Annotated in this window: 14 protein-coding genes and 3 tRNA genes; all 17 read right to left on the minus strand. The window is 37.3% G+C overall.

What is annotated here, in order from left to right; translation table 11 throughout:
• Nucleotides 1–3,266: hypothetical protein (locus M0051_RS18860; RefSeq protein WP_306743119.1), on the minus strand; the 3,266-nt coding region annotated here is incomplete at its 3' end.
• A 502-nt stretch (nucleotides 3,267–3,768) separates the two neighbouring features.
• Nucleotides 3,769–4,494 carry a pseudouridine synthase gene (locus M0051_RS18865; RefSeq protein WP_306743120.1) on the minus strand — a complete coding sequence of 242 codons (726 nt, stop codon included), beginning with the start codon at nucleotides 4,492–4,494 and terminating at the stop codon, nucleotides 3,769–3,771.
• Between the two features lie 62 nt (nucleotides 4,495–4,556).
• Nucleotides 4,557–5,096, minus strand: a complete 540-nt coding sequence (locus M0051_RS18870; RefSeq protein ID WP_306743121.1) for a carbonic anhydrase — start codon at nucleotides 5,094–5,096, stop codon at nucleotides 4,557–4,559.
• A gap of 80 nt (nucleotides 5,097–5,176) precedes the next feature.
• Entirely contained in the window at nucleotides 5,177–6,091 is a 915-nt protein-coding gene (locus M0051_RS18875) for a glutaminase (RefSeq protein WP_306743122.1), read from the minus strand.
• A 22-nt stretch (nucleotides 6,092–6,113) separates the two neighbouring features.
• Nucleotides 6,114–7,160, minus strand: a complete 1,047-nt coding sequence (locus M0051_RS18880; protein ID WP_306743123.1) for a CNNM domain-containing protein — start codon at nucleotides 7,158–7,160, stop codon at nucleotides 6,114–6,116.
• Nucleotides 7,161–7,237: 77 nt separating this feature from the next.
• Nucleotides 7,238–9,625: a penicillin-binding protein 1C gene (pbpC, locus tag M0051_RS18885; RefSeq protein WP_306743124.1), complete on the minus strand. Its 2,388-nt coding sequence runs from the start codon at nucleotides 9,623–9,625 to the stop codon at nucleotides 7,238–7,240.
• Between the two features lie 49 nt (nucleotides 9,626–9,674).
• On the minus strand, nucleotides 9,675–15,230 hold the full coding sequence (locus tag M0051_RS18890) for an alpha-2-macroglobulin (RefSeq protein ID WP_306743125.1): 5,556 nt from the start codon (nucleotides 15,228–15,230) through the stop codon (nucleotides 9,675–9,677).
• Between the two features lie 176 nt (nucleotides 15,231–15,406).
• Entirely contained in the window at nucleotides 15,407–15,619 is a 213-nt protein-coding gene (locus M0051_RS18895) for a hypothetical protein (protein ID WP_306743126.1), read from the minus strand.
• Between the two features lie 3 nt (nucleotides 15,620–15,622).
• Nucleotides 15,623–16,957 carry a DEAD/DEAH box helicase gene (locus M0051_RS18900; RefSeq protein WP_306743127.1) on the minus strand — a complete coding sequence of 445 codons (1,335 nt, stop codon included), beginning with the start codon at nucleotides 16,955–16,957 and terminating at the stop codon, nucleotides 15,623–15,625.
• Nucleotides 16,958–17,097: 140 nt separating this feature from the next.
• On the minus strand, nucleotides 17,098–17,535 hold the full coding sequence (locus M0051_RS18905; protein WP_306743128.1) for a VOC family protein: 438 nt from the start codon (nucleotides 17,533–17,535) through the stop codon (nucleotides 17,098–17,100).
• Between the two features lie 127 nt (nucleotides 17,536–17,662).
• Nucleotides 17,663–18,241, minus strand: a complete 579-nt coding sequence (locus tag M0051_RS18910) for a DUF1287 domain-containing protein (protein ID WP_306743130.1) — start codon at nucleotides 18,239–18,241, stop codon at nucleotides 17,663–17,665.
• Between the two features lie 87 nt (nucleotides 18,242–18,328).
• Nucleotides 18,329–19,015, minus strand: coding sequence for an aquaporin Z (aqpZ, locus tag M0051_RS18915; protein WP_306743131.1), 687 nt, complete (start codon nucleotides 19,013–19,015; stop codon nucleotides 18,329–18,331).
• A 252-nt stretch (nucleotides 19,016–19,267) separates the two neighbouring features.
• Nucleotides 19,268–21,694, minus strand: a complete 2,427-nt coding sequence (locus tag M0051_RS18920; protein WP_306743133.1) for a TonB-dependent receptor domain-containing protein — start codon at nucleotides 21,692–21,694, stop codon at nucleotides 19,268–19,270.
• Nucleotides 21,695–22,098: 404 nt separating this feature from the next.
• Nucleotides 22,099–22,335: a GIY-YIG nuclease family protein gene (locus M0051_RS18925; RefSeq protein ID WP_306743134.1), complete on the minus strand. Its 237-nt coding sequence runs from the start codon at nucleotides 22,333–22,335 to the stop codon at nucleotides 22,099–22,101.
• Between the two features lie 241 nt (nucleotides 22,336–22,576).
• Nucleotides 22,577–22,661, minus strand: a tRNA-Ser gene (locus tag M0051_RS18930).
• Between the two features lie 9 nt (nucleotides 22,662–22,670).
• Nucleotides 22,671–22,743: transfer RNA gene (locus M0051_RS18935), tRNA-Gly, on the minus strand.
• A gap of 42 nt (nucleotides 22,744–22,785) precedes the next feature.
• A tRNA-Tyr gene (locus tag M0051_RS18940) sits at nucleotides 22,786–22,868 on the minus strand.

Here is a 22,868-nt window from a genome sequence, read left to right on the forward strand (position 1 = left end):
ACTGAATAGTTTCCACTTGTATTTACAGTTATGGTTTGAGTCGTTGCCCCATTTGACCATAGGTAGCTTGATCCCGGATTACCTGCATCCAAGGTGATTGTACCACCAGCACAGCTTTCCTGATCTGGTCCAAGGTTCACTGTTGGAGGCATATTGACAATGATATTAGCATCATCCATTCCAACACAACCATTTACATCAGTTACAACTACAGAATAGTTGCCTCCAATTGGAGTTAAAATGGCTTGAAGAGTTTCTCCATTACTCCAAACATATGATGAACCCGGGTGTCCAGCGTCCAACATAATAGCAACTCCATCACATGTTACTTGATCAGGTCCTAAGTTGATAACAGGATTGGAAAATACTCTTACGTCAACATCATCCTTTCCAGTACAACCATTAATGTCTGTAACGATAACAGAATAATTTCCTGCTGTTTTTACAACAATAGACTGACTCGTCTCTCCGGTATTCCATAAATAAGTTCCACCTGCAAAATTCGCTGTGAGTGTAACCGAATCTCCTTGACAAAATTCTCTATCAAGCCCTAAGTCAACTGATAGGTTTGAATTAATATCCACGCGTAGTGTATCCAAATCGGGTACAGTACATGGAGCAATCGGTTGAGCGCTTAACTCAAGATCTACATATCCATTCGCTATATCGGTTAAACCTGGAGTATAATTTGCATTTAAACTATTGTTGTTATCAAATGTACCGTCTCCAAAAGTTCTCCATGCAAAAGAAGATTCATTTTGAACCGTACCATTTAAAGAGGCGATTCCTGATTCACAAATTGATAAATCTATACCTGCATCCGCAATTACATGTTGAACTACTGTTACTGTCACATCTAATGGAATCTCTGCCAATTTGAACATACTAATACCATCAAAAGCAAATGCATTATCGCTACCTGAAGTAGATATATTATTAATTTTAATATTTAATTGAGAATCCGTTCCCGAATAAACTAAGGTTTTATATTCTGTCCAATTACAAGGATTGGAAGTACTAAAATTCATAGTAACTTTACCATTAATAATTACCTCAAAATCATTGAAACTGGAGTTCTTTAAATTTGTCACATTTAATGAGAAAGTATAATAACTATCTGCATCCACAGCAATATCCTGTTCCCAAACCGTTGTGTTTACATTTCCTCCTTCAACAACCAGAACATTATCGTTCGAATTGCCGGTAACTCCGCCACAATCACTTTTATCTGAGCCAAAAATATCCGTATCATTATCAATTGTATACTTACTACTTCTTGTTCTACAAGACCAACTCCAAGCTCTCGAACAATAGTAGTAATCACTCTGAAAACCTATATTCCCTAAAGTGAAATCACCATTATTTACCAGTTCCAAAGTTTTGTCTACATAAAACACTCTTAAATTATAGGTAGTAGTAAAATCTGGTGTCACTACAACACGCGAAGATAGACCATCTACATCCCAATTGAATAGAAAATCATTTCCTGCATATAACTCTACTGATTCTCCTCTACAAATAATAGTATCATTTAGTGTAACAGGTGGTATTGTTCCAGATGAGCTAGTAATATTAATCATATCCATTGCAGAACATCCATTAATATCCATTACGCGAACAGCATATAAACCAGCTTTATCAACATTTAAATATCTTCCTCTCGATCCATCATCCCAAGTGTATCTAAAATGACTCCCCGCATCCAGCATGATCACATCTCCATCATTAATCTCTTGATCCGGTCCTAAATCAACTGTTGGAGGAGGAACAAGGTTAACATCGATATCATCAGCAGCATTACATCCATACGAATTGGTTACTGTAACCGAATAATTACCTGCATTATAAACAATTATTTCCTGTGTAGTCTCTCCAGTACTCCACAGATAGCTTGCTCCTGAAATACCGGCATCTAAAACAACTGGTTCTCCACTACAAACTGTTTTATCTGGACCTAAGTCAATATTCAAATCTGCATAGAATCCTACATGAACCGTATCCGATTCAACACAACCAAAAGCATTGGTCACTTCTACTGAATAGTCGCCATCTGTAGAAACGGTAATGGTTTTCGATGTTTCACCTGTATTCCATTGATATGTTGAGCCCGGATTTCCTGCATCCAATGTTACATCACCTCCACCACAGGAAGCGATATGATCTCCAAATCCTATTGCTGGAACAGGGTTTAAATTCAACCTTAACTGATCAGTTACTAATCCACAAGGAGAATTTGAAACAGCATTCGCCGTTAAAACCACAAAACCACTTATTCTATCATTGATTCCGGGTAGATACCTTGAATTAATATCGTTGGGGTTTGAAAATGTTCCATCACCAGAGCTTGTCCAATAAAACCCTGTATTATTTGAAACCGAAGCTGATAGATTAGCCTGTATATTCCCACATATTGTTTGATCGGGCCCAGCATTTACCGTTGCAGGATCTACTACATTCACAGTCCTTGAATCAGGAACTTCTACCAATGGATTAAATGAAATACCGTCTAAAGCATAATCATTACCACTTCGAATTAAATTCTTATTTACGATTGAAATTTCTATTGATGTTTTCGAACCAGAATACCATAATGAATAAAATTCCTCCCAATTACAAGTAGATCCAGAACTTGGTTCGATATAGTCACCCATGAGTACTCCATCAATCATGAACTCAAGACGAGCTGGATTGGTTGGATGCACGTTACAAGCCCAAGTAGAAAAAGCGTAATATTGGTTTGGATTGACTGTAATGGTTTGACTCCACACAACAACATTTTCATCTGGTGCGCCATTTACAATTAAGTAATTGTCAGGACTATTTCCAGAATGACCTCCACAAGGTGAAAAATTTGCATGATATTCATTCGGATTATCGTCTACTGCATACCTTCCCTCCTCCCATAAAGACTGAGGATGTGAATGATTAGAAGAAGATAATATTGGATCGGGACAATAAACATACTCACTATAAAAACCTGTATTTCCAGAATCGAAATCACCATTTGCGATTAATTCTGTTGCTCGATCAGGAACAAAAACTCTAAGGGAATAAGTAGTAGTTGTTGTAGGTGACACAGTGATGTTCTTTGACAAATCTCCCGTATTCCAATTGTACATATAAGAGCCTGGTGCCGCTTGAAGTGTAACAGATTCTCCGACACAAATAGTGGTATCATTTTGAGGACTTACAATTTGTGCCATCCCAAAATGATAACCAATTAATAAAAAGCACGTAGAACAAAACAGTCGTAAAAGTTTATTCATTTTCCCTCCTCTTTTTACTTAGGCTCACTATTCTCTCACAACAATTCATTTTTGACGAATGATTATTTTTACTTCTTTAACTACGTAAATTTAATGATTAAAGTTTGTAAAAACCTCAATTAAAAGCTAAGTTTTCTTAAACAAGAAATCATCTCACTGATAATGAGAAGTTTTGTGCAGAAATATTATATTATTCAAATTGAGATTAAATAACGTGAGTTCTACGTAAAACTCTGTCTCCAGAAAGTTAGATTTACATTAAAAATTAGGTTGGAAGAGAAGGGTATTTTAAGGAAGTTTTAATAAGAAGGTGTTGTAAATAGAGCTCCCCTTTATTGATTTTACTGCTTTTGACCTAAATTCTCAAAAACCCGCTTAAAATATCCAGATATTTCTGCACGAATTTGTAAAAATTCCAACTAAAACCATATCAAACTCAAGCCAAACTTCACATTGGGACACATTAAATGGTAAGGCTGTAACTTATAAAAAATGATTGAGACTATAATTCATCATGAGTCTTACGCGAATCTTCACACAAATTCAACAAATCTCTAAGCTCTTTTTTAGTAAATGAACGATACTTACCAGGTTTTAAAGTTCCCAAATCAATATTCATGATTCTAAGACGTTTTAGCATGGTAACCTCATAACCTAAATATTCACACATTCTACGAATCTGGCGATTCAATCCTTGGGTAAGTATAATTTTGAATGTATGATTGTTTACCTTCCAAACCTTACACTTTTTGGTAACCGTATCCAAAATTGGAATCCCATTACTCATTCTGCGTATAAAGTCGTTGGTAATTTTTTTATTTACACGAACAATATATTCCTTTTCGTGATTATTTCTTGAGCGAAGAATTTTATTCACAATGTCCCCATCGTTGGTCATAAATATCAATCCTTCACTCGGTTTATCCAATCTACCTATTGGAAATATTCTTTCTGGATAATTGATATAGGAGACAATATTTCCTTTAACCCGAAGGTCGGTAGTACATGTAATTCCTACAGGCTTGTGAAATACAAGATAAATATTCCGAACAGTTTTTGTTACAACTTGACCTTTAACAGAAATTTCATCAGAACTTGTAACCTTTAACCCCATTTCAGCTACTTTGCCATTCACTTTCACCTTGCCCGTTTCAATCAGTTTATCAGCTTCTCTACGTGAACAATATCCTGTTTCTGCAATTGCCTTGTTTAATCGGGTATATTCCATTCCTTAAATCGCCTGTTATTAATATTTAAAGGTTGACAAAAGTAATGGAATATTTCTTACCATCACTCCTCAATCATATACATTTTGTTGTTATCAACATTGTAAAACAGCGGTGCAACATCAATATTTGGATACTTTTTGCGCAACCTTTTTGCTTCCATGGCAACAAATTCAGCAGCATTTCCAACTTCGAACATTGGAGCAAAATTGTTAAAATGTTCTTCTGCTCTTTCCTTGCTCCAGCCGCCATTATTCACCAATCCATCAATAAATTGCTCTTTTTTAGATACCAAATTTACCATACCACAATTGTTGTGTCCAATCAATGCGATATGCTTTATACCTCCGACTGATATGGCGTATGATACTTTAAATTCACTGTATCGAAGATTAGCTCCACCCGTGCGAATGATATAGGAAAAGTTCTCAGGAATATTCAAATGTTTCCTATGATCCATACACATTCCTACCAACAACTCTGCTTTGGTATAATCGGTAAAAGGCTTTTTAAGATTATGGTATTCTAATAGCAGTGCAATAGGGGTATTCTGGTACTTCGAAAGGATATCTTCCGAAGAGTTAATTTCAATAAGCTGATTCATGGTAATTTTGACAATAGTTAATGTTTAGAATAATTCTAAAGATAGCCAATTGAATCTCTTTAGCAAATATCTCCAAGAAATTAAAAAATTGAAGATTCAGTATAGCTGGTGAACTCTTCTAAAAACCTTACGCCTTTATTTGAGTTGCCTTTTTTATTCAAACGAGGACTCCAAACTACCATACTGTATTTACCAGGATGCACTACGGCAATTCCTCCACCTACACCACTTTTCCCAGGCAATCCTACTTTGAAGGAAAATTCACCTGCCTCATCGTACAAACCACATAGCTGCATTACGGCATTAATTCGCTTCGACTTGCTAGAACTAATTATTTTATCACCGCTTACAGGATCTTTACCGTAATTAGCCAAGAATAAGAACGTTCGCGCCAACTCACTACAGGTCATCTCTATAGAACACAAATCAAAGTAAAAATCAATTACTTCATGAATATCATTCTCTATATTCCCAAATGATTTCATCAGGTTACATAAAGCTGCATTTCTATATCCTTTCGATTTTTCAGATTGTGCAACACGATCGCAATAATCTACTTGGTTGTTACCAGACAATTGTCGGATAAAATCGATAAAATCTTTCTTGGGATTTTTAAATTTACTCACCAACACATCAGCAATTACGATAGCTCCTGCATTAATAAATGGATTTCGAGGAATTCCTTCATCGTATTCCAACTGAACCAATGAATTAAACGGATTTCCTGAAGGCTCAACACCAACTCTTTTCCAAAGTTCATCCTCTTCTAATTCAAAAGCCAAGGTTAATGATAAAACCTTAGAAATACTTTGGATAGAAAATTTTTCCTCCGAATCACCAAAAGCATAATTTTCTCCATCCACAGTACATAGATGCACACCAAACTTATCAGGAGACACTTTTTGCAATTCTGGTATGTAGGATGCCACAGCACCATTGTCTACATGAGATTTTAATAACTTATTAACCTCACAAAAAACCTTATTATAATTCATTTGGGCACTCTATTAGTCCGATTTAATCTTCAAATATATTGTACTTGGCTTTTCTTTCCTTCCATCTTTCCTTAGCGTATTGCTGCATATCTACAATCTTGTCACGCTCATCAATAATTTCCAAACCAAGCAATGTTTCAATAATATCTTCCATGGTTACAATACCATCCATGCCTCCATACTCATCCACTATCAATGCAATATGCTCTTTCTCTTTGAGTAATTTATCCCAAGCATTCAGTAAAGTCTGAAATTCTGAAACCACTACAATCGGTCGAGCAACATCCTTTAGGATCAAGTTTTCGCTCGAATCGGACATCTTTTCAAAAGCACTTTGCCTAAACACATAGCCTGTTATATTATCTTTATTTTCCTTGTAAACAGGTATTCTGGAATAGTATAGATATCTTTTGTCAGTCAAAAAATCCTTTAAAAGCATATTTTCATTTGCTACTGCAACCACAACTCTTGGTGTCATTATCTGAGTAACATTTAGGCTCTTTAATTTAATCAAGTTCTGAATGATTCTGTTCTCTTTTTCTTCAAACACACCTTCTTCCGTTCCAATATTTGCCATTGCCGAAATCTCTTCACGACTCACTGAAACCTCATCTTCACCACGTGAAAATATTTTTGAGATATAGCCAGTTAAAATTACCAATGGATAGGTTATAAAAACCATTGCATTAATAATTAAACCCGAAACAATAGCCAGATTTCTCCAGTACAATGCTCCTATGGTTTTTGGAATAATTTCTGAGAATATCAAAATTAGAAAAGTCAACACAGCGGATATAACACCAAAATAAACCTCTCCAAATAGTTTTGTAGCTTCGGCACCAACTCCAGCTGCTCCAATTGTATGGGCGATTGTGTTTAGCGAAAGAATTGCAGATAATGGCCTCTCAATATTTTCTTTTAGCTTAATAAAAGTGTTGGCAGATTTTACTCCTTCTTCCTTCTTCACATTCAAAAACGATACTGGTGTAGAAAGAAGTACCGATTCCATTACTGAACACAGAAAAGAAACAAACAAAGCCAAAAAGAGGTAGAAAAACAGAAGAAACATGTTGATTTTTTTGTTACAAGTTATTTTGCCCCAAAATACTTCTTTTTACTGATTTTTAATAAGCATAACCCCTAATTTTAGTAATTCAATTGATGTTCCTGTTTTCCAACAATTTCAAATTGCTTTGACAGGGAGTTGCCTTCTTCATCAACAAATGTTATCAAATGCTTTCCTTCTCCCGGAGCAATTTCTAACTGATGATTCCCACAAGTTGTTCCAATAAACTCTCCATCCAGATGCCAATAAACATTTGCATCAGGATCATGATGGGCAATTTCAAATACAATTTTCTCCCGTTTACCATCCAAGCCAATAGGTACAAATATCCTGTCGTTTGATTTGGGATAAATCAATTCCATAGCTTGCGATTCAGCTACTCCAACACAATCATCCCTAAATGGAGGTAAGGGTCTGTACAATGGATTTCTTTTTTTATAATACCATTCCATTGCCGGCGGCAAAACAAACCATGATTTGTGCACCATCTTGTTTACACTTTCACAATCCGAATTTACCCGATATCTTTTTGTAGCATCCAAATGCACTTGTTTGTGATAGGGACAAACATCTGTTTCCAGTCCAGCTCTTCCAATCCAAACCGTATCAACCTGATCGCACCACCTCCCTGCTCTGTGTCCGCTATTTCTACAAATAGGAACCAATTCCATCTCTTCAACAGGTTGCTGGAACCATTCACTTTTTGGTAATAAATCAAACACGTCAAACATTATGGGTGCAGCTGCTCCAACTCCGGTTAAACCTGGCCTACCTTCTCCATCGGCATTTCCTGCCCATACACCAACCACATAATCAGATGTTACACCAATGGCCCACGCATCTCTAAATCCAAAACTGGTTCCTGTCTTCCATGCTATTTTTTGCGATGAAGAAAAAGACCTCCAACCGCTTTCTCCATCAGGACGATTTACCTCCAACAATGCTTCGAATGTTTGATAAACAGATGATGCTTTTAAAAATGCCTGGGAATCGGGATTCTTCCATAGAATTGAATCTCCGGTATATTGAAGCGTTTGAAATTCGTTTGAATAATATACTCCATCCTCTGTGTTGTAATGATTCAAAATTCCAGCCATGCTGGCATACATGCCACACATATCCCAAAGACTTCCCTCTGCACCTCCCAATATTAGTGACAAACCATAATGTCCCGCTGGCCTGTTCAAGCTAGACATTCCCATCTTTTTCAGAAAGAAATGAAAACGTTCAACACCATAATCACGAAGCATTCGTACTGCAGGAACATTTAATGATCTTGCCAAAGCTTTTTGTGCAGGAACTGCTCCATTATATTTTAAATCAAAATTCTTCGGTGAATAACCTGCAATTTGTGTTGGAATATCTGCAACCAAGGTATTGGGTAAAATTTCGCCTTCGTTTAGCATGCTGGCAAATAAAAATGGTTTCAAAAGGCTGCCGGTACTTCTAAGTGAACGAATAATATCAACCTGGTTACCATGCTTTCTTTTTCCTGTATTTTCAGTATTTCCAACATAAACCAAAGTCGATCTGCTTTTAGTTTCAACTACCAAAACAGCCATATTGTAAATTTGATTTGCCTCAAGATTCTTTTGGTGTCTTTTAACAATTTCATTTACCCTGCTCTGCAATCCAAAATTGATGGTAGAAACAACTCTCTCCCCTTTATTCTTTTTATGCACCTGATCCAACAAATGAGGTGCAACTCTTGGCAAATGGTGAATTCGACGAGGAACATCCTCAAGTTTTGCCAATTCACAAGTGGTTGAATCAATTTCGCCAATCCTGTACAATTTATCCAACAATCCATTTCGTTTCCTTTGCAATGTCGTGCTATTCTTTCCCGGATAAATCAAAGATGGTGCATTTGGTAAAACAGCCAAGGTTGTGGCTTCTGCCCATGACAATTCATCAGGAGTACGGCCAAAAAATCGCCAGGATGCAGCTTCCAATCCAACCACATTTCCCCCAAAAGGAGCATGAGAAGAATACAAAGCCAAAATTTCTTCTTTAGAATATCGAACCTCCAATCGGAACGCCAAAATCATTTCAAGAATCTTACGATATACCGTTCTTGATTTGCCTTTTTGGGAAATTCGAATCAACTGCATACTAATGGTACTTCCACCACTTACAACTTTCCCGGCTTTCAAATTTTGAATGAGCGCTCTTCCCATCGAAACAGGATTCACTCCAGGATGAGAATAAAAGTATTGATCTTCGAAAGCCAATAAGGATTTCTCAAATTTCTTTGGCACTTCTTTTATTTGAGGAAACCTCCACTGACCATCATCTGCAATTCTGGCTCCCAACAATTTGTTTTCCTTCGAATACAAAATTGTAGAATAAGGATCATGAAAAAGCTGTTTTGGCAATGAAAACCAAAACAAAATCAATAACAGAAAAAATGCCAACAATAAAATGCGGCATTTTCTCGATTTACAATATCTTACATTCAATATTTTCATCAGAAATTAAACCTGCCAGAACTATATCCTAACAGGTTTTCTTATGATTTTATTTTACAACCTCAACCCATTGACCCGGTTTGCGGGCATTAATGTTATTATCGTACATTGCCTCACAAGAAATGGTTGGCAAATAATATTTACCTACATAAGCAGCAGTTAAAGCAATGGTAAATGTTTTGTCTTTATATCGGTCCAAATCAAAATAAGAGTAAACACGATCATCTCTGATATCCTGATAATCCGGCATATCGTTTTCATTTACCTGATCTACCTCTCCAAATCGAGTATTCAGAATTTCCCAACCCGATGGGAAGATTTGAGTCAGGGCCATTTGCTCATATTTGTTTACACTTGGATTTTCGATTGTTAACTCTGCTTTAAAATCTGTTCCTTGTTGTAATTTACTTACATCAATAACATTTCCTTGCATATCCTTGTAGACAATTCTTAATTTCAGATTCTTCTCAACAGCAGTATTATCGCCTGCAACAGGAATTCCACTGGCAATTACTCTGGTGTAAAGAACTGCATCTGACAAATTCTCTATCCTCACATTTGGTTTGCCAGATTTCACGTCTATTGGAATCTGTTTTACAGGACTGTTACTTATCATCTCCTCAGTTTTACCATTTAAGGTGTAAGAGAATGACATTTGCCCTGGATTTTCACCACCTGCAAATTCAGCCATAGCCACCAAACAATAGGCTGTCGTTTGGGTACTCATCCATGAATCGCTAGACAATTTTTTAGATATTTCCTGAACCAATGGAAAAGCTTTTGTCCTTTGGTCTAAAAGACTTAAGGTTTCCAAAATCATAGCTTTATCACGCAATGAAGATCCAAAACTACCGGAGTGCTCTCGATACGATTTTACTTCGGTGCTCAATCCTGAAATTAACTCTTCTGCAACTTCTTTTTTACCTATAATTCTATAGGTTGCAGCCAATCTCCACTTTGCATCATTCGATAAATTGCTTTGTTCTCGTAATCTATTCATCGATGCCAAATCAGGCTCGTCTGCCAATGCTAAAGTATATAATCTATATGCCTGAAGCAGATCATTTCTTCGATAAGAATAACCTTCATAAGTAGATTTTTTCCATGATTTGGCAGCAGATTTTTGATACTTCAACCATGATGATTTTAATCCGATAGGAAGAGTATATCCTTTCTCTTCAGCCATCAACATAAAGTGACCTGCATAACTTGTTCCCCAAGAACTTGCATAGTTTCCTCCCGGCCAATAACTAAAACCACCATTCGCCAATTGGAATTTCAGTAATCGAGTTAAACCAGCACGAATATTCTCTTCAATTCTTACTTTTTGGTCTGCTGTTAATTCGACAACTCCATTCAAATACATTTGAGGGAATACCGAAGAAGTAGTTTGCTCAATACATCCATGAGGATAATCAATCAAGTATTCTAATCTACGACCAAAATCGATAGGAGGAATATTTGAAAGTTCTAAAACGGCCTTGTTGGTTCCTTCCATTCCCGGCAAATCAACCGCCATTTCAAATGTTTTTCCATTGGTCAATAACGTATCAGTAACATTAACAACTCTTGGATTCGGATTACGAACATCCAATTCAATATCATATGTAGCTTTTAAATTACCACTTTCGGCGATCACCTTTACTCTAGCAATACCAAGCTTAGCAGCAACTTTTAAATCAAAATTAACCACTTGCTCGCCTGTTTTTTCAAACACAATGGCTTTCTCTTTACCATCCTGAGGAATCAAGTATTCATTAGGCTGAATCCTAACTTTTACATCTTTCACCTTTGGATCCATAGCAAAAACAGTAACTGGTAATTTCACGGTTTCATCCGGACCAACCACTCTAGGCAAGGTTGCCAATACCATTAATGGTTTGCGAACCTTCGATGTTTTCTGGGCATTCCCATAAGCTCCCTTGTTTCCAGCCACAACCATAGTTCTTACAGAACCCACATAGTTTGGCATTTCAATTCTGTGCTTTTTAGAATCTCCCGAGTGTAAAGTAAACGGACCGTAAAACATTACCACAGGTTTAAATCTATTGGCTTTGGCCTGCTTCTTGCCTTTCAAATCCTCATCACCACCAATGGCAAATGCATTCTCCAAACGAGCTCCGAATGCACCCATTACCAAGTCGAACATATCCCAGGTTTTAACCCCAAGCGCCTCACGAGCATAAAATGTATACCACGGATTAGGAGTTTTGAATCGGGTTAAATCCAACAATCCATCATCAACAACAGCAATGGTATAAGTCATTGGTTTGCCATCTTTTTCCGATACATTCACCACAAATTCCTTCTCAGGCTCAAGAACCTCTGGCATATCAATTTGAGGATTCAATCGTGTAGCAGGATCTTCCACCATAATAGGAATTACACCATACATTCTGATCGGCAAATCATTCTCAACATTGGCATGTGGTTGAATTAAGCTTACATTCACATAGGCATTTGGTGCCATGTCAGGAGTAATATTAAAGCTAAACTTCGACTCTCGAGAATCGGTTTCAACCCAAAAGGCATCCAAAACTTTAGCACCTGTTTCGATACTCACCAATGCTTTTCCTGTTTTCGATGAAGGAATGGTAATTGTTGCTTCCTCTCCAACTTCATATTTGTCTTTATCCGAAACAAACGAAAGCATATTTGCATTGCCTGGCATTCCTTCCGGTGATCTTCCATAATATTCCGAGAAATAAGCCGTAGTTCCAGTTGAGTGACCACTCTCCTGATCAAATACCTGAATCAAATAACGTCCATAATCAGTCCAGTCATTGTATTCAATATTCAACTTATAGGTAGCTTGTCCATTTTTAGTTGAAATGGTTTTATAATCAACAATTCGAGTAGATGATCTTCTGATATAGGATGCCAAATTTTCTTCGCTCGAATCCCACCACCAGCGCCAGCCAATTTTGTAAACCTTCACCACAATTTTTTTCCTGTCAACAGGATTTCCTTCTGCATCAACAGTAGCAATTTTCAGTTCATGATCTGTATCTGTCAGGTACCAGCCTCGTTTCGATTCCGGCATTTTCATCCCGACAAAAGAATTGTATGGTGCAAATTTCACCCTCTGCATGTCGATACTAAAATCGCCACCTTCTTCAAACACTCTGGTCACAAAATTCGCATTCAACATTCCCGGAGCCGATTTGTTTCCTTTCAGGTTAAGAGGAACAACAGCCTTTCCATTCTGATCCACCTTACCATCGAATACCACTTGCTCATCCGCTTCAAACTCTTTGGCAGGATCATCGAAAATGTATGATTTGTACTTTTTAAATGATGTTTTGGTAGGCGAAAATTTAAGGCTAACATTTGACTTTAAATTGCGCGCTGTAGCACCATGCAACCATTTCACTTCCATGTCAAGATTTTGACCTGAAGCTTTTGATTTTAATATCTCAGTTCCGAAATCCAAATTAATTTTCAAACGATTTGGCTTTACCGTTTCTATTTTTATCATTTTGGTAAAACTCGCTCCTCCAACTTTTACTCTTGCCATCCAGTTTCCTGTTGGAGCTTCAGCATCTGTTTCGCAGTTGAATGAATAAAATCCATTTACCCCACTTGTGCTCACTCTATGCACAACAGTTTGTCCTTCCGGATTCAACAATTCAAAGATTACAGGATGATTCTCTGGTAAAGTTTTTCCTGCATCTTCCAGCACAAAAGTAAGGAACAGCTTATCTCCCGGTCTCCAAACCCCACGCTCTCCATAAATATATCCTTTAATTCCCTTCTGAATTCTTGCTCCACCAACATCAAAATTACTTAAGGACAAAGACGAACCATCATCAAGACGAAGGTATCCTCTTTGGCTACCTTTCTTGGCTACCAAAAGGAAAGGTTTTCTATCCAATTGTACAGTGGCGAATCCCTGATTATCAGACTTCACTCTGGCCATTAGTTGCTTCTGATAATTGTAAATCTCCAACTCAACACCAGTTTCAGGTTGTGCTGTAAGCAGGTTGGTTACTGCAAAAGTGATTGATTTATTGTTTCCAGCCTTTGCAATTAAACCCAAATCAGAAGCAAATATATTGCGGTTAATAAATCTTCCTGATCGATAATAGGAAACATGACAAGGATTCTCTCTTTCATTCCAATTGTATCCTCTTGGATAAAAGTAATCATCGTACCATCCTGGTTTATCCCATTCCTTCATTTCGTTTTCCAACTCCTGCTCAGCAATCATTTCATCCACCGATGCCAAATTGCTATCTTTTTCTTTTTCGTCCTCGCAGCCGTACAATGAATATTCTTTTCTGAATCGAAGTTCCAATCGATAGATTGCTCCAGGGTTAACATCAATAAAACTGGCAACATCAATGGTATGAGCATTCCACTTTCTAAGGTCAATGGCTTCATTTTTCCCTAAGTCAATACGTTTTTGTAAAATCAAACGACCAACTCTTCTCAATCTTTCGTGTCCACCCATTCTGTTATCCTGCAGGAACTGATGAACATTGCTTTCGAAAATTTCGATAACGCGCAAGTCCACTGCCTTTAAGCTAACTGCTTCAAATGGCAAAATCAATCCCTGTGATGAAGGAGAAATAACACCTTTACCCAACAAGCGAACTGCCGGTTTAATGTTTTCAAAAACCAATTCTAATTTCTTGCTCTTTTTTAAAGAGTAATCCAAAGCATTCTTGATACCTTCTTCAATTTCAATGGTTCTGCGTCCTGCCAATCTGTATTGCGGATATGCTCTTACTTCATTTCCATCAATAATAAATCTGAAAGTTGATTGAGCATCAATACGAATTAACCCTTTTAGGTTTTGATCTTTCTTTAAAGGATCGGAAAAACGAAGAGAAACATATTGCTCTGGCTGTTGAATCACTGTTGCGCTCATTAATTTGAATACATTCAGAGCAGGGATCTCCACCTCTTCTTTTCCCTTCTCATCAACAGCAATTCTATTTCCATCCCATCGAACTATCAACTCTCTTTTATCTTCGGTTCTTAACAAACTATCCACTACAAAATGGTGAATTTTACCATCGCCAGTATGAGTCCAGCTAATTGGCTTCTCTTCTCCATCCAAGCTTGCCGTTAAGACAGATTCAATTTCATCGTCATTAATTATATCTGCAGTGGTAAGGTAACCTTTGTATTTCTGCGACTTCATATCGCTTTTGTCATAGGATTGTAAGCCTTCACCGGTAAAACTGAAGCTTTGCTTAATTACCTGAAAATTAAACTTCAAATTGTTATACTTTTCAGGCACTTCCATCAATTTACCGATTTTTACATTTACATTGTAAACACCACCCGATTTCATTCTCGAATCGGATCTAAACTCAATGGTTCTTGGATCTTTCCAGTAAGCTTTACCACTCAATTTTGGTGTAACAGTAAAGATTCCTCCCTCTAATTCCTGTCCTGGCTCAATCGGATTCTTATAATCATCCACCAATCGAACTTCAATAATCGATTCCGCAGACACCACTCCCGAGGTAAATGCAGCAATATACTGTCCAAATCCAGGATCGACTTTTCGTTTGGTTACTTTTTTATTCTTACATGAATTGATTGCTGTTAAGAGAATTAACGGCACAATTAGAAGGCAGAAAAATTTTCTCATTTTATAAATTGTTGGATTTGATAATTCAGCATAATATTAGCAATTGAAAATGATTAATCAAACAAAAAAACAATCTTATTGTTTTTAAAAAAATATATTATAAAAATAGGCCGAACAGATTTCTCTATTCGGCCTTATATATGCGACTTAGCACTTGCTAAATTCTTTTAATTTTACTATTTCTTTTTGATCTTTGTGAGTTCCATTTTGCGAATACGAGCACGAACAGCTCCTTTGGTTCTCTTTAGTTTAATGGCCATTTCGCCAACGGGCATACCATCAAAAAACAAGTTGATCAATTCATCATCATCTTCTCGGTTCCAAGGATTATAAGCCTCTTTATGCTCCTTCTTAATCTTTCTGATTTTGTCAAAACCTTTCTGATCCATAGCTTATTTTTTAAATGATCTTTTCTTACCTGAGCTTTTCTGTGATCCCGATCTGTTTTGAGAACCTGATCTACCTTTGGAGTTAGACCTTCTTCTCCAATCCTTCTTGCCAGAACCATTTGATTTACCCGAACGCGATCGTGGCTTTTTCTTCTCGGTTTTCTTTTCTGTATTCTTTTCCTCCTTTGGCAAATCTGGCATCTCCTCAGCTGGAAAAGGATGATCTTTCATTACCGGAATGGTTTTTCGGATCAAGCGTTGAATATCCTTTAAATATGGCAACTCATCCTGACTGCAAAAAGATATGGCCTCGCCACTTGCACTGGCTCTACCCGTTCTGCCAATTCGGTGTACGTATGATTCCGGAATATTTGGCAAATCGTAATTCACTACCAAAGCCAAACCAGCAACATCAATTCCACGTGCGGCAATATCGGTTGCAACCAACACCTTGGTTATTCCCTCCTTAAAATTATTCAGAGCCTTCTGTCTCGAATTCTGCGTTTTGTTACCATGAATGGCCTCTGTATTGATATCGGCTTTTCTTAGAATTCTTGCTATTTTATCGGCTCCATACTTTGTTCTCGAAAATACCAAGGTAGATCCCAACTCTCTTGATTTTAGCAGGTGCGTTAGAAGTTTTGACTTCTTATTCTTGCTGGTAAAATAGATGGACTGTTCAACCCTTTCAGCCGTAGTTTGCTGTGGCTGAATGGTAATCTTTTCAGGATTTCCCAAAATCTGCTTCGACAGACTCACAATTTTAGGAGGCATGGTAGCCGAAAAGAACAATGATTGTCTTCGCTTTGGCAACTGATCTATAATTCTTCGGATATCGTAAATGAACCCCATATCCAACATCTGATCGGCCTCATCCAACACAAAATACCTGATTTCTCGCAAAGAGATAAAACCTTGATTAATCAAGTCCAACAATCTACCAGGAGTAGCTACCAACACATCAACACCATTGGCCAATGCCTCGGTTTGCGCTCCTTGCTTAACCCCACCAAAAATTACAGTATTTTTGATCCCCGTATTCTGTCCGTATTCGGTAAAACTATCACCAATTTGTATGGCCAACTCTCTTGTTGGCGTAACCACCAAAGCTTTTATTTTTCGTTTTACCTTTCCGTGGCCATCTTCCAATAAATTCTGAAGAATGGGAATGGCAAAGGCTGCCGTTTTCCCTGTTCCTGTTTGGGCACAACCTAAAAGATCTCTTTTTTGTAATAAAACTGGAATTGCCTCCGCCTGTATGGGAGTGGGATTTGTATAACCTTTCGCCTCTATCGCTCTCAATATCGGTTCTACAATATCTAATTTGTCAAATGTCATATGCTTATAAAAATGAGCGGCAAAGGTAGTTTAATAGTTTGGATTAATAACATTTATCCAAAATCATTTCTATATCAAACCATTATAAATAGAAAAGCCGCAATTCCTTGCGGCTCTACTTTATACTTTATACTTGCAGATCAATGCGGTTCCAATTCAAAACTCACCATCCACTGAATCCCAAATTTATCGGTAAACATTCCAAAATACGATCCCCAGAAGGTTTTATCCATTGGCATGATTACTTTTCCTCCTGCAGATAGCCCCGCAAAAATGCGATCGGCTTCTTCCTTTGAATCTGTATTTAGCGATAAGGAAAAGTTATTCCCCTGCGTTGGAAGTGGTCCGAATGCCTCTGAAGAATCGCTACCCATTAGCACAGTTTCCTTACTGATTGGCAAAGAGACATGCATTATCAGATTCTTATCTTTTTCTGCAACTGGCGGACAGCTGTCTGAAGGAGGCATTTCGCCAAATCGAGCTACATGGCTAAACTCACCTCCCAAAACCGATTTGTAAAAATCAAAAGCCTCTTCGCAATTTCCATTAAAAGCAAGGTAAACATTAAGTGTTGTCATGATATATGCATTTAGGTTAGTACTAATTTTAAAGTCTATTGAAAATACAGAAGATTATTAGCAATATCAATAGCTTATGACAATTTAGAAATAATTATTACTTTGATTTATCCCTTGGGGAAAAGTTTTATTTCTGGTAAGAATAATGCCCAATAATGGTATACTTATTCAGCAAATCTTCCACCACCTGTCCTGCTCCAATGTTATGAACAAATAATGGTCTTTTCCCATCTCGAGACATCTGGTCAATTACAATTCCAATATGTGTTATTCCTCCACCCAGATCCCAACAAACGATATCACCAGGCAAATAATCCTTTAGATTTCTGGTTTTGGCTTTGATCATGCCTTTGCGCTCGAAAAAAGTCATCAAATTCGGCACTCTTCTGTGATCGATGTTCTTATCGGTGGTTTTCAGTCCCCAGTTTTTAGGATACAGAGCAAAATTGGCCTTCATATCCTCATGCACCTCCTTTTGCAAATCGATTCCCAACATTCGATAAGCACGAATCACCACATCAGTACATACTCCACGATCTGCGGGAACATCACCATTGGGGTAATCAATCGCAAAGTAAGATGGGTCGTAAACCACATGTTGTTTGGTAAGTTCTTTTGCAGCAATTGCTAACTGATCAGAAAAACTTTGGGCATGTCCAAAAATAAAAAAGACACTACAGATGAATGTCAAAAATAACTTTCTCATTATTTACCAATTATCAATATCATAACAACCATTCCATACAAAAAGAGTGCACCCTGAGTACACTCTATCATTTATCATCATTTAGTATTACTCTTTCTCTGGCGACATAAATTTATAGGCCAAACCTGCCAGAATAGCCCCTACAATTGGTGCCAACCAAAACAACCATAATTGATCCATTGCCCAATCACCAACAAATAATGCCTGGCTGGAGCTTCGGGCCGGATTCACCGATGTATTGGTAACTGGTATGCTAATCAAATGAATCAAGGTCAAGCCTAAACCTATTGCGATACCTGCAAAACCAGCAGGAGCTTTTGAATGCGTTGCCCCAAGTATGATAAGCAAAAACATGAAAGTCATCACCATCTCGCATACTAATGCCGAAAGCATTCCATAACCACCAGGCGAATGTTCTCCAAACCCGTTTGCAGCGAATCCACCCAGCTCAAATCCTGGTTTTCCACTTGCTATCATATACAGAATACCGGCTCCTGCAATTCCTCCCAATACCTGTGCAATAATATAAGGTATTAATTCCTTTCCATCGAATCGTCCACCAGCCCACAAACCAAATGACACCGCAGGATTTAAATGACAACCAGAAATATGTCCAATTGCATAAACCATGGTAAGAACAGTTAACCCAAAAGCAATAGCAACACCTACGAAGCCAATTCCCAATTCGGGATAAGCTGCTGCCAATACAGCACTACCACATCCTCCCAATACCAACCAAAGGGTTCCAATAAACTCTGCTACTAGTTTTTTCATGATATATTATTTAAGGTTAATAATTATCTCACATGTTTTATCCACAAGCATTCTTCCATTTCATCTCATCAGAATAATAAATATAATCATTTTAACTCATATGACCATCTAAATCAGATACTCACCAGAAATAACTAAAACACAATACATTCAAATTACAGATGAAAATATACAATAAAAAAATCTCCCTGCTCATTACTGAACAGGGAGATTGCAATTAAACTAATTGTATGTAGTTGTGAAAGATTCCTATTACATGAAACCACCGCCACCTTGCGTTTCGCGATTATCTCTGCGTTTGCGTTGTTTGGCTTTGTTTTTACCACTACCAAATCGGTAAGAGAATCCTAAATAAGCAGTTCTACTTTCCCAATGGAACTCACCATTTTGACGGTATGGTACTTCCGAATCAAACTTGAACTTCATTCCTTCAAAAATGTCGTTCACCCTAAAGGTAATGGTACCTTTTCCTTTCAGCACACGGTAGCTTGCACCGGTATTAATCATCCACATCGGATCAACCTCGAACTGCAAATCTTTTCCGCCACCACGATACATGGCAAACAGCTGAAATCTTAACTTTTTGGTTGCAGTAAAACTATTGGCAACACGCACATTGAATGAATTGTTGGTAATCTCTAAGTTCTCGCCATTCGAAACACCTGTTTCTTTCTGGATATACAAATCGGAACTTGCATTCATCGACCACCACTTGAAGAATCGGTAATTTGCCGATAGCTCCACACCATAACGATCGTTGTCATTGGTGTTATAATACGACATTTCTACCTTTTCAATATCTTGCGGATCTTTATTCAAAACTCTAGAGATATTTCCACTTACTCTTCGATAGAATACTCCAAACGTAGCCGATCCTTTCTTTAATCCCTTTGTGTAATTGAACTCAAATGAGTTAGTAAACTGAGGATCCAATTCAGGATTTCCAAAAGAGCTAATCAAAGGCGTACTCCACTCTCGAATAGGATTTACCTGCCTGATTGAAGGACGATCGACTCTACGACTATAGCTCAACTGAAATTGATTTCTCTCACTTGGATTAAAGGTGAAGAATACCGAAGGATATACCGTAAATCTACTATCAGTATATTTTGCTTTCTCGTCACCTTTCATAAAATCTCCATCCACTTCATATTGCTCCAATCTGGCACCAACTTGCATCGAAAACTTATCGATTTTGTGATTTAAATTCACATATCCCGAATAGATACTTCTGTCGTAGCTAAATGCCGAATTATCAACTTTAGTATTGGTAAAATCATATTGATCAGTTACTCGTAAGTTATCTGTATCATTCAGTCTTAACTCCAAACCCATTTCCAGCTTTGTGTTTTCCGACAAAGGATTTGTGTAATCTAAATTCAAAAGTGTATTGGTATATTCATTTTCAATATTATCAGTGTAATTGGAATTGCGATCATCTGGATTTAGCAATTCTCTATAAGATGCATCTTCAGGAGCATCACTCTCACTATAGGTAGCTTCAAACTCCAGATTATGTCCTTCTTTCTCAAAATCGATTTTATAATTAACATTATAGGTTCCTGTTGAATTATCGGTTTTTGAATTCATCAAATTGTGGAAATCCAAACTATTCCCTCTGTAAATCTTGGTTGTTCCTTCAAAATCACCATCGCGAAAGTTCTGTGTTGTGTAAAAAGAAAGTGTATTCTTTTCGTTCAAATAAACATCAGCACCTACTTTTAATAAATGAGAGTAATTTTCACTATCGAAATTAAATTTCTGATAAAGATCATCTTCTAGGATTGCCTCTCCATTCTCATCCAAAGCGCTTCTTAAAACATCACCATAATTATTTCGCTTTCCTCCATTTGCTCCATAGTTTAGGAAAAAGTTCACTTTCCCTTGCTTGTAATTCATATCGAATGAACCATTGGCACGTGTATTTTTTCCACGTGTTACCCCCATATTTACATTGGCATTAAAACCAATATTGGCATTCTTGTTCAAAACGATATTAATAATTCCACTCATTCCTTCGGGATTGTATTTTGCCGAAGGGTTGGTAATTAACTCGATACTTTTAATGGATGTTGAAGGAATCTGTTGCAACAATTGTGATGGACTGATATTGGTAGGTTTACCATCAACCAATATTCTTACATTCTCGTTACCTCGTAGGCTAACCGCACCAGTCTGACTATTTACACTTACCGATTGTACATTGTCCAAAACTTCGGAAGCAGTAGCACCAGCAGCAGTAAGGTCTTTCCCGACGTTTACCACCTTACGGTCGATTTTCTGAGTAATGGTAGACAATTCAGCTCTAACCGTCACCTCTCCCAACATCTCTGTGTCTTCTTCCAAATGAACAGTGCCCAATTTATGCGCTTTTGTTTTAGAAAAATCCAATTGTCTTTTATAGGGTTTGTATCCCATAAATTGTATTTCAACCACATTTTTCCCCTCAGGGATCTTCTTAATAGTGAACTTTCCCTCAACATCAGTAATCCCTCCGGTAAGAATTTTTTCATTGGCATCACGTATCACTACATTTACATATGGCAGTGGTTCTTTAGTTTTCTGATCTAATATTACACCCGTTAATGAACCGCTTTTTACTGCAGTTGTGATTTCAGTTTCTGCAAAAACTGTAAAGCTCAACAACAACAAAACAACTATTAGTAGTTTTTCTCTCATAATACTTTTTTAATTTGTTAGTGGGTTTAAAAATTAGACTACATCAAATCAATCATCACATCTACTTATTATTTACCCCAAATTTCGTTTCGATATTTGTATTAAAACGCGTAGTCAGTTAGTAAATATGAACATCTTTTTTAGATATTCTCCACGATACCATCAGAGATAGTGCCAAAAAATACAACCAACACTGTTTCAATAACTAACACTATAGTGGATTTATTTTCATGTTCGATATCGGACAAATTGATGTACGGTTTCAGATATAAATTTTGGCTTTGTCTGGATAGAACCTTTAAAATACTAAAGGGACTTTTACATTCAGATTATAACAGGTAAGTATACTATGTAGTAAGAGGGTTTGTTGGTGAATTGACAGTTTAGAACGGAAGTTTTAAAATTTATACCAAGTGCCTTTTTACAAAAGCTCTTCCCGATCCTGATTTTAAATATTTCTCAAATTCAAAAGCCTTGTATTTATCTGAAAACACTATATAGCTTATCAATTTTACAGGACGAATATTCTTTGTTGCAGGAACATAACCATTTTGATCTCTTTCCAGACGTTCCTTCAAATTAGAAGTGCAGCCTGTATAAAGTTTAGCGTTTGAACAATGCAAAATATAGACGTAATACATAATTGCAAATTAATTGATCATTAATTTACTGCATCTATTTAAATTATCAAAAGTGAGGCTTTTAAAATAATAGGTCTATAATTATTGAAAAACCTACGGGGAAACTTAGGGAAACCATGAGCTTTATCTTGAAGAAGCGGATTTCATCCGCCGTAGCCCAATCTAATAAATCCAATAATATAGCACAAGTTTATAAGAACAAAAACCCGCCATCGCAATAAATTGCTATGGCGGGCGAAGGCGGAGAGAGAGGGATTCGAACCCCCGGTACGTTGCCGTACAATGGTTTTCAAGACCACCGCATTCGACCACTCTGCCATCTCTCCAAAATTTTGAGCGGGAAACGGGACTCAAACCCGCGACCCTCAGCTTGGAAGGCTGATGCTCTATCAACTGAGCTATTCCCGCAAGAATACTTTTCAAAGATTGAACGTTTTCAATCCAATTTTGTGGGGAGAGCAGGATTCGAACCTACGAAGACGAAAGTCAGCGGAGTTACAGTCCGCCCCAGTTGGCCACTTTGGTATCTCCCC

The organism is Marinifilum sp. D714 (genome assembly GCF_030851345.1).
In the GTDB taxonomy this organism is placed as follows: domain Bacteria; phylum Bacteroidota; class Bacteroidia; order Bacteroidales; family Marinifilaceae; genus Marinifilum.

Bases quoted from the DNA above. Each gene is read 5' to 3' on its own strand.
- M0051_RS18865 (WP_306743120.1), bottom strand. From the start codon at position 4,494: ATGGAATATACCCGATTAAACAAGGCAATTGCAGAAACAGGATATTGT.
- M0051_RS18870 (WP_306743121.1), bottom strand. From the start codon at position 5,096: ATGAATCAGCTTATTGAAATTAACTCTTCGGAAGATATCCTTTCGAAG.
- M0051_RS18875 (WP_306743122.1), bottom strand. From the start codon at position 6,091: ATGAATTATAATAAGGTTTTTTGTGAGGTTAATAAGTTATTAAAATCT.
- M0051_RS18880 (WP_306743123.1), bottom strand. From the start codon at position 7,160: ATGTTTCTTCTGTTTTTCTACCTCTTTTTGGCTTTGTTTGTTTCTTTT.
- pbpC (WP_306743124.1), bottom strand. From the start codon at position 9,625: ATGAAAATATTGAATGTAAGATATTGTAAATCGAGAAAATGCCGCATT.
- M0051_RS18890 (WP_306743125.1), bottom strand. From the start codon at position 15,230: ATGAGAAAATTTTTCTGCCTTCTAATTGTGCCGTTAATTCTCTTAACA.
- M0051_RS18895 (WP_306743126.1), bottom strand. From the start codon at position 15,619: ATGGATCAGAAAGGTTTTGACAAAATCAGAAAGATTAAGAAGGAGCAT.
- M0051_RS18900 (WP_306743127.1), bottom strand. From the start codon at position 16,957: ATGACATTTGACAAATTAGATATTGTAGAACCGATATTGAGAGCGATA.
- M0051_RS18905 (WP_306743128.1), bottom strand. From the start codon at position 17,535: ATGACAACACTTAATGTTTACCTTGCTTTTAATGGAAATTGCGAAGAG.
- M0051_RS18910 (WP_306743130.1), bottom strand. From the start codon at position 18,241: ATGAGAAAGTTATTTTTGACATTCATCTGTAGTGTCTTTTTTATTTTT.
- aqpZ (WP_306743131.1), bottom strand. From the start codon at position 19,015: ATGAAAAAACTAGTAGCAGAGTTTATTGGAACCCTTTGGTTGGTATTG.
- M0051_RS18920 (WP_306743133.1), bottom strand. From the start codon at position 21,694: ATGAGAGAAAAACTACTAATAGTTGTTTTGTTGTTGTTGAGCTTTACA.
- M0051_RS18925 (WP_306743134.1), bottom strand. From the start codon at position 22,335: ATGTATTACGTCTATATTTTGCATTGTTCAAACGCTAAACTTTATACA.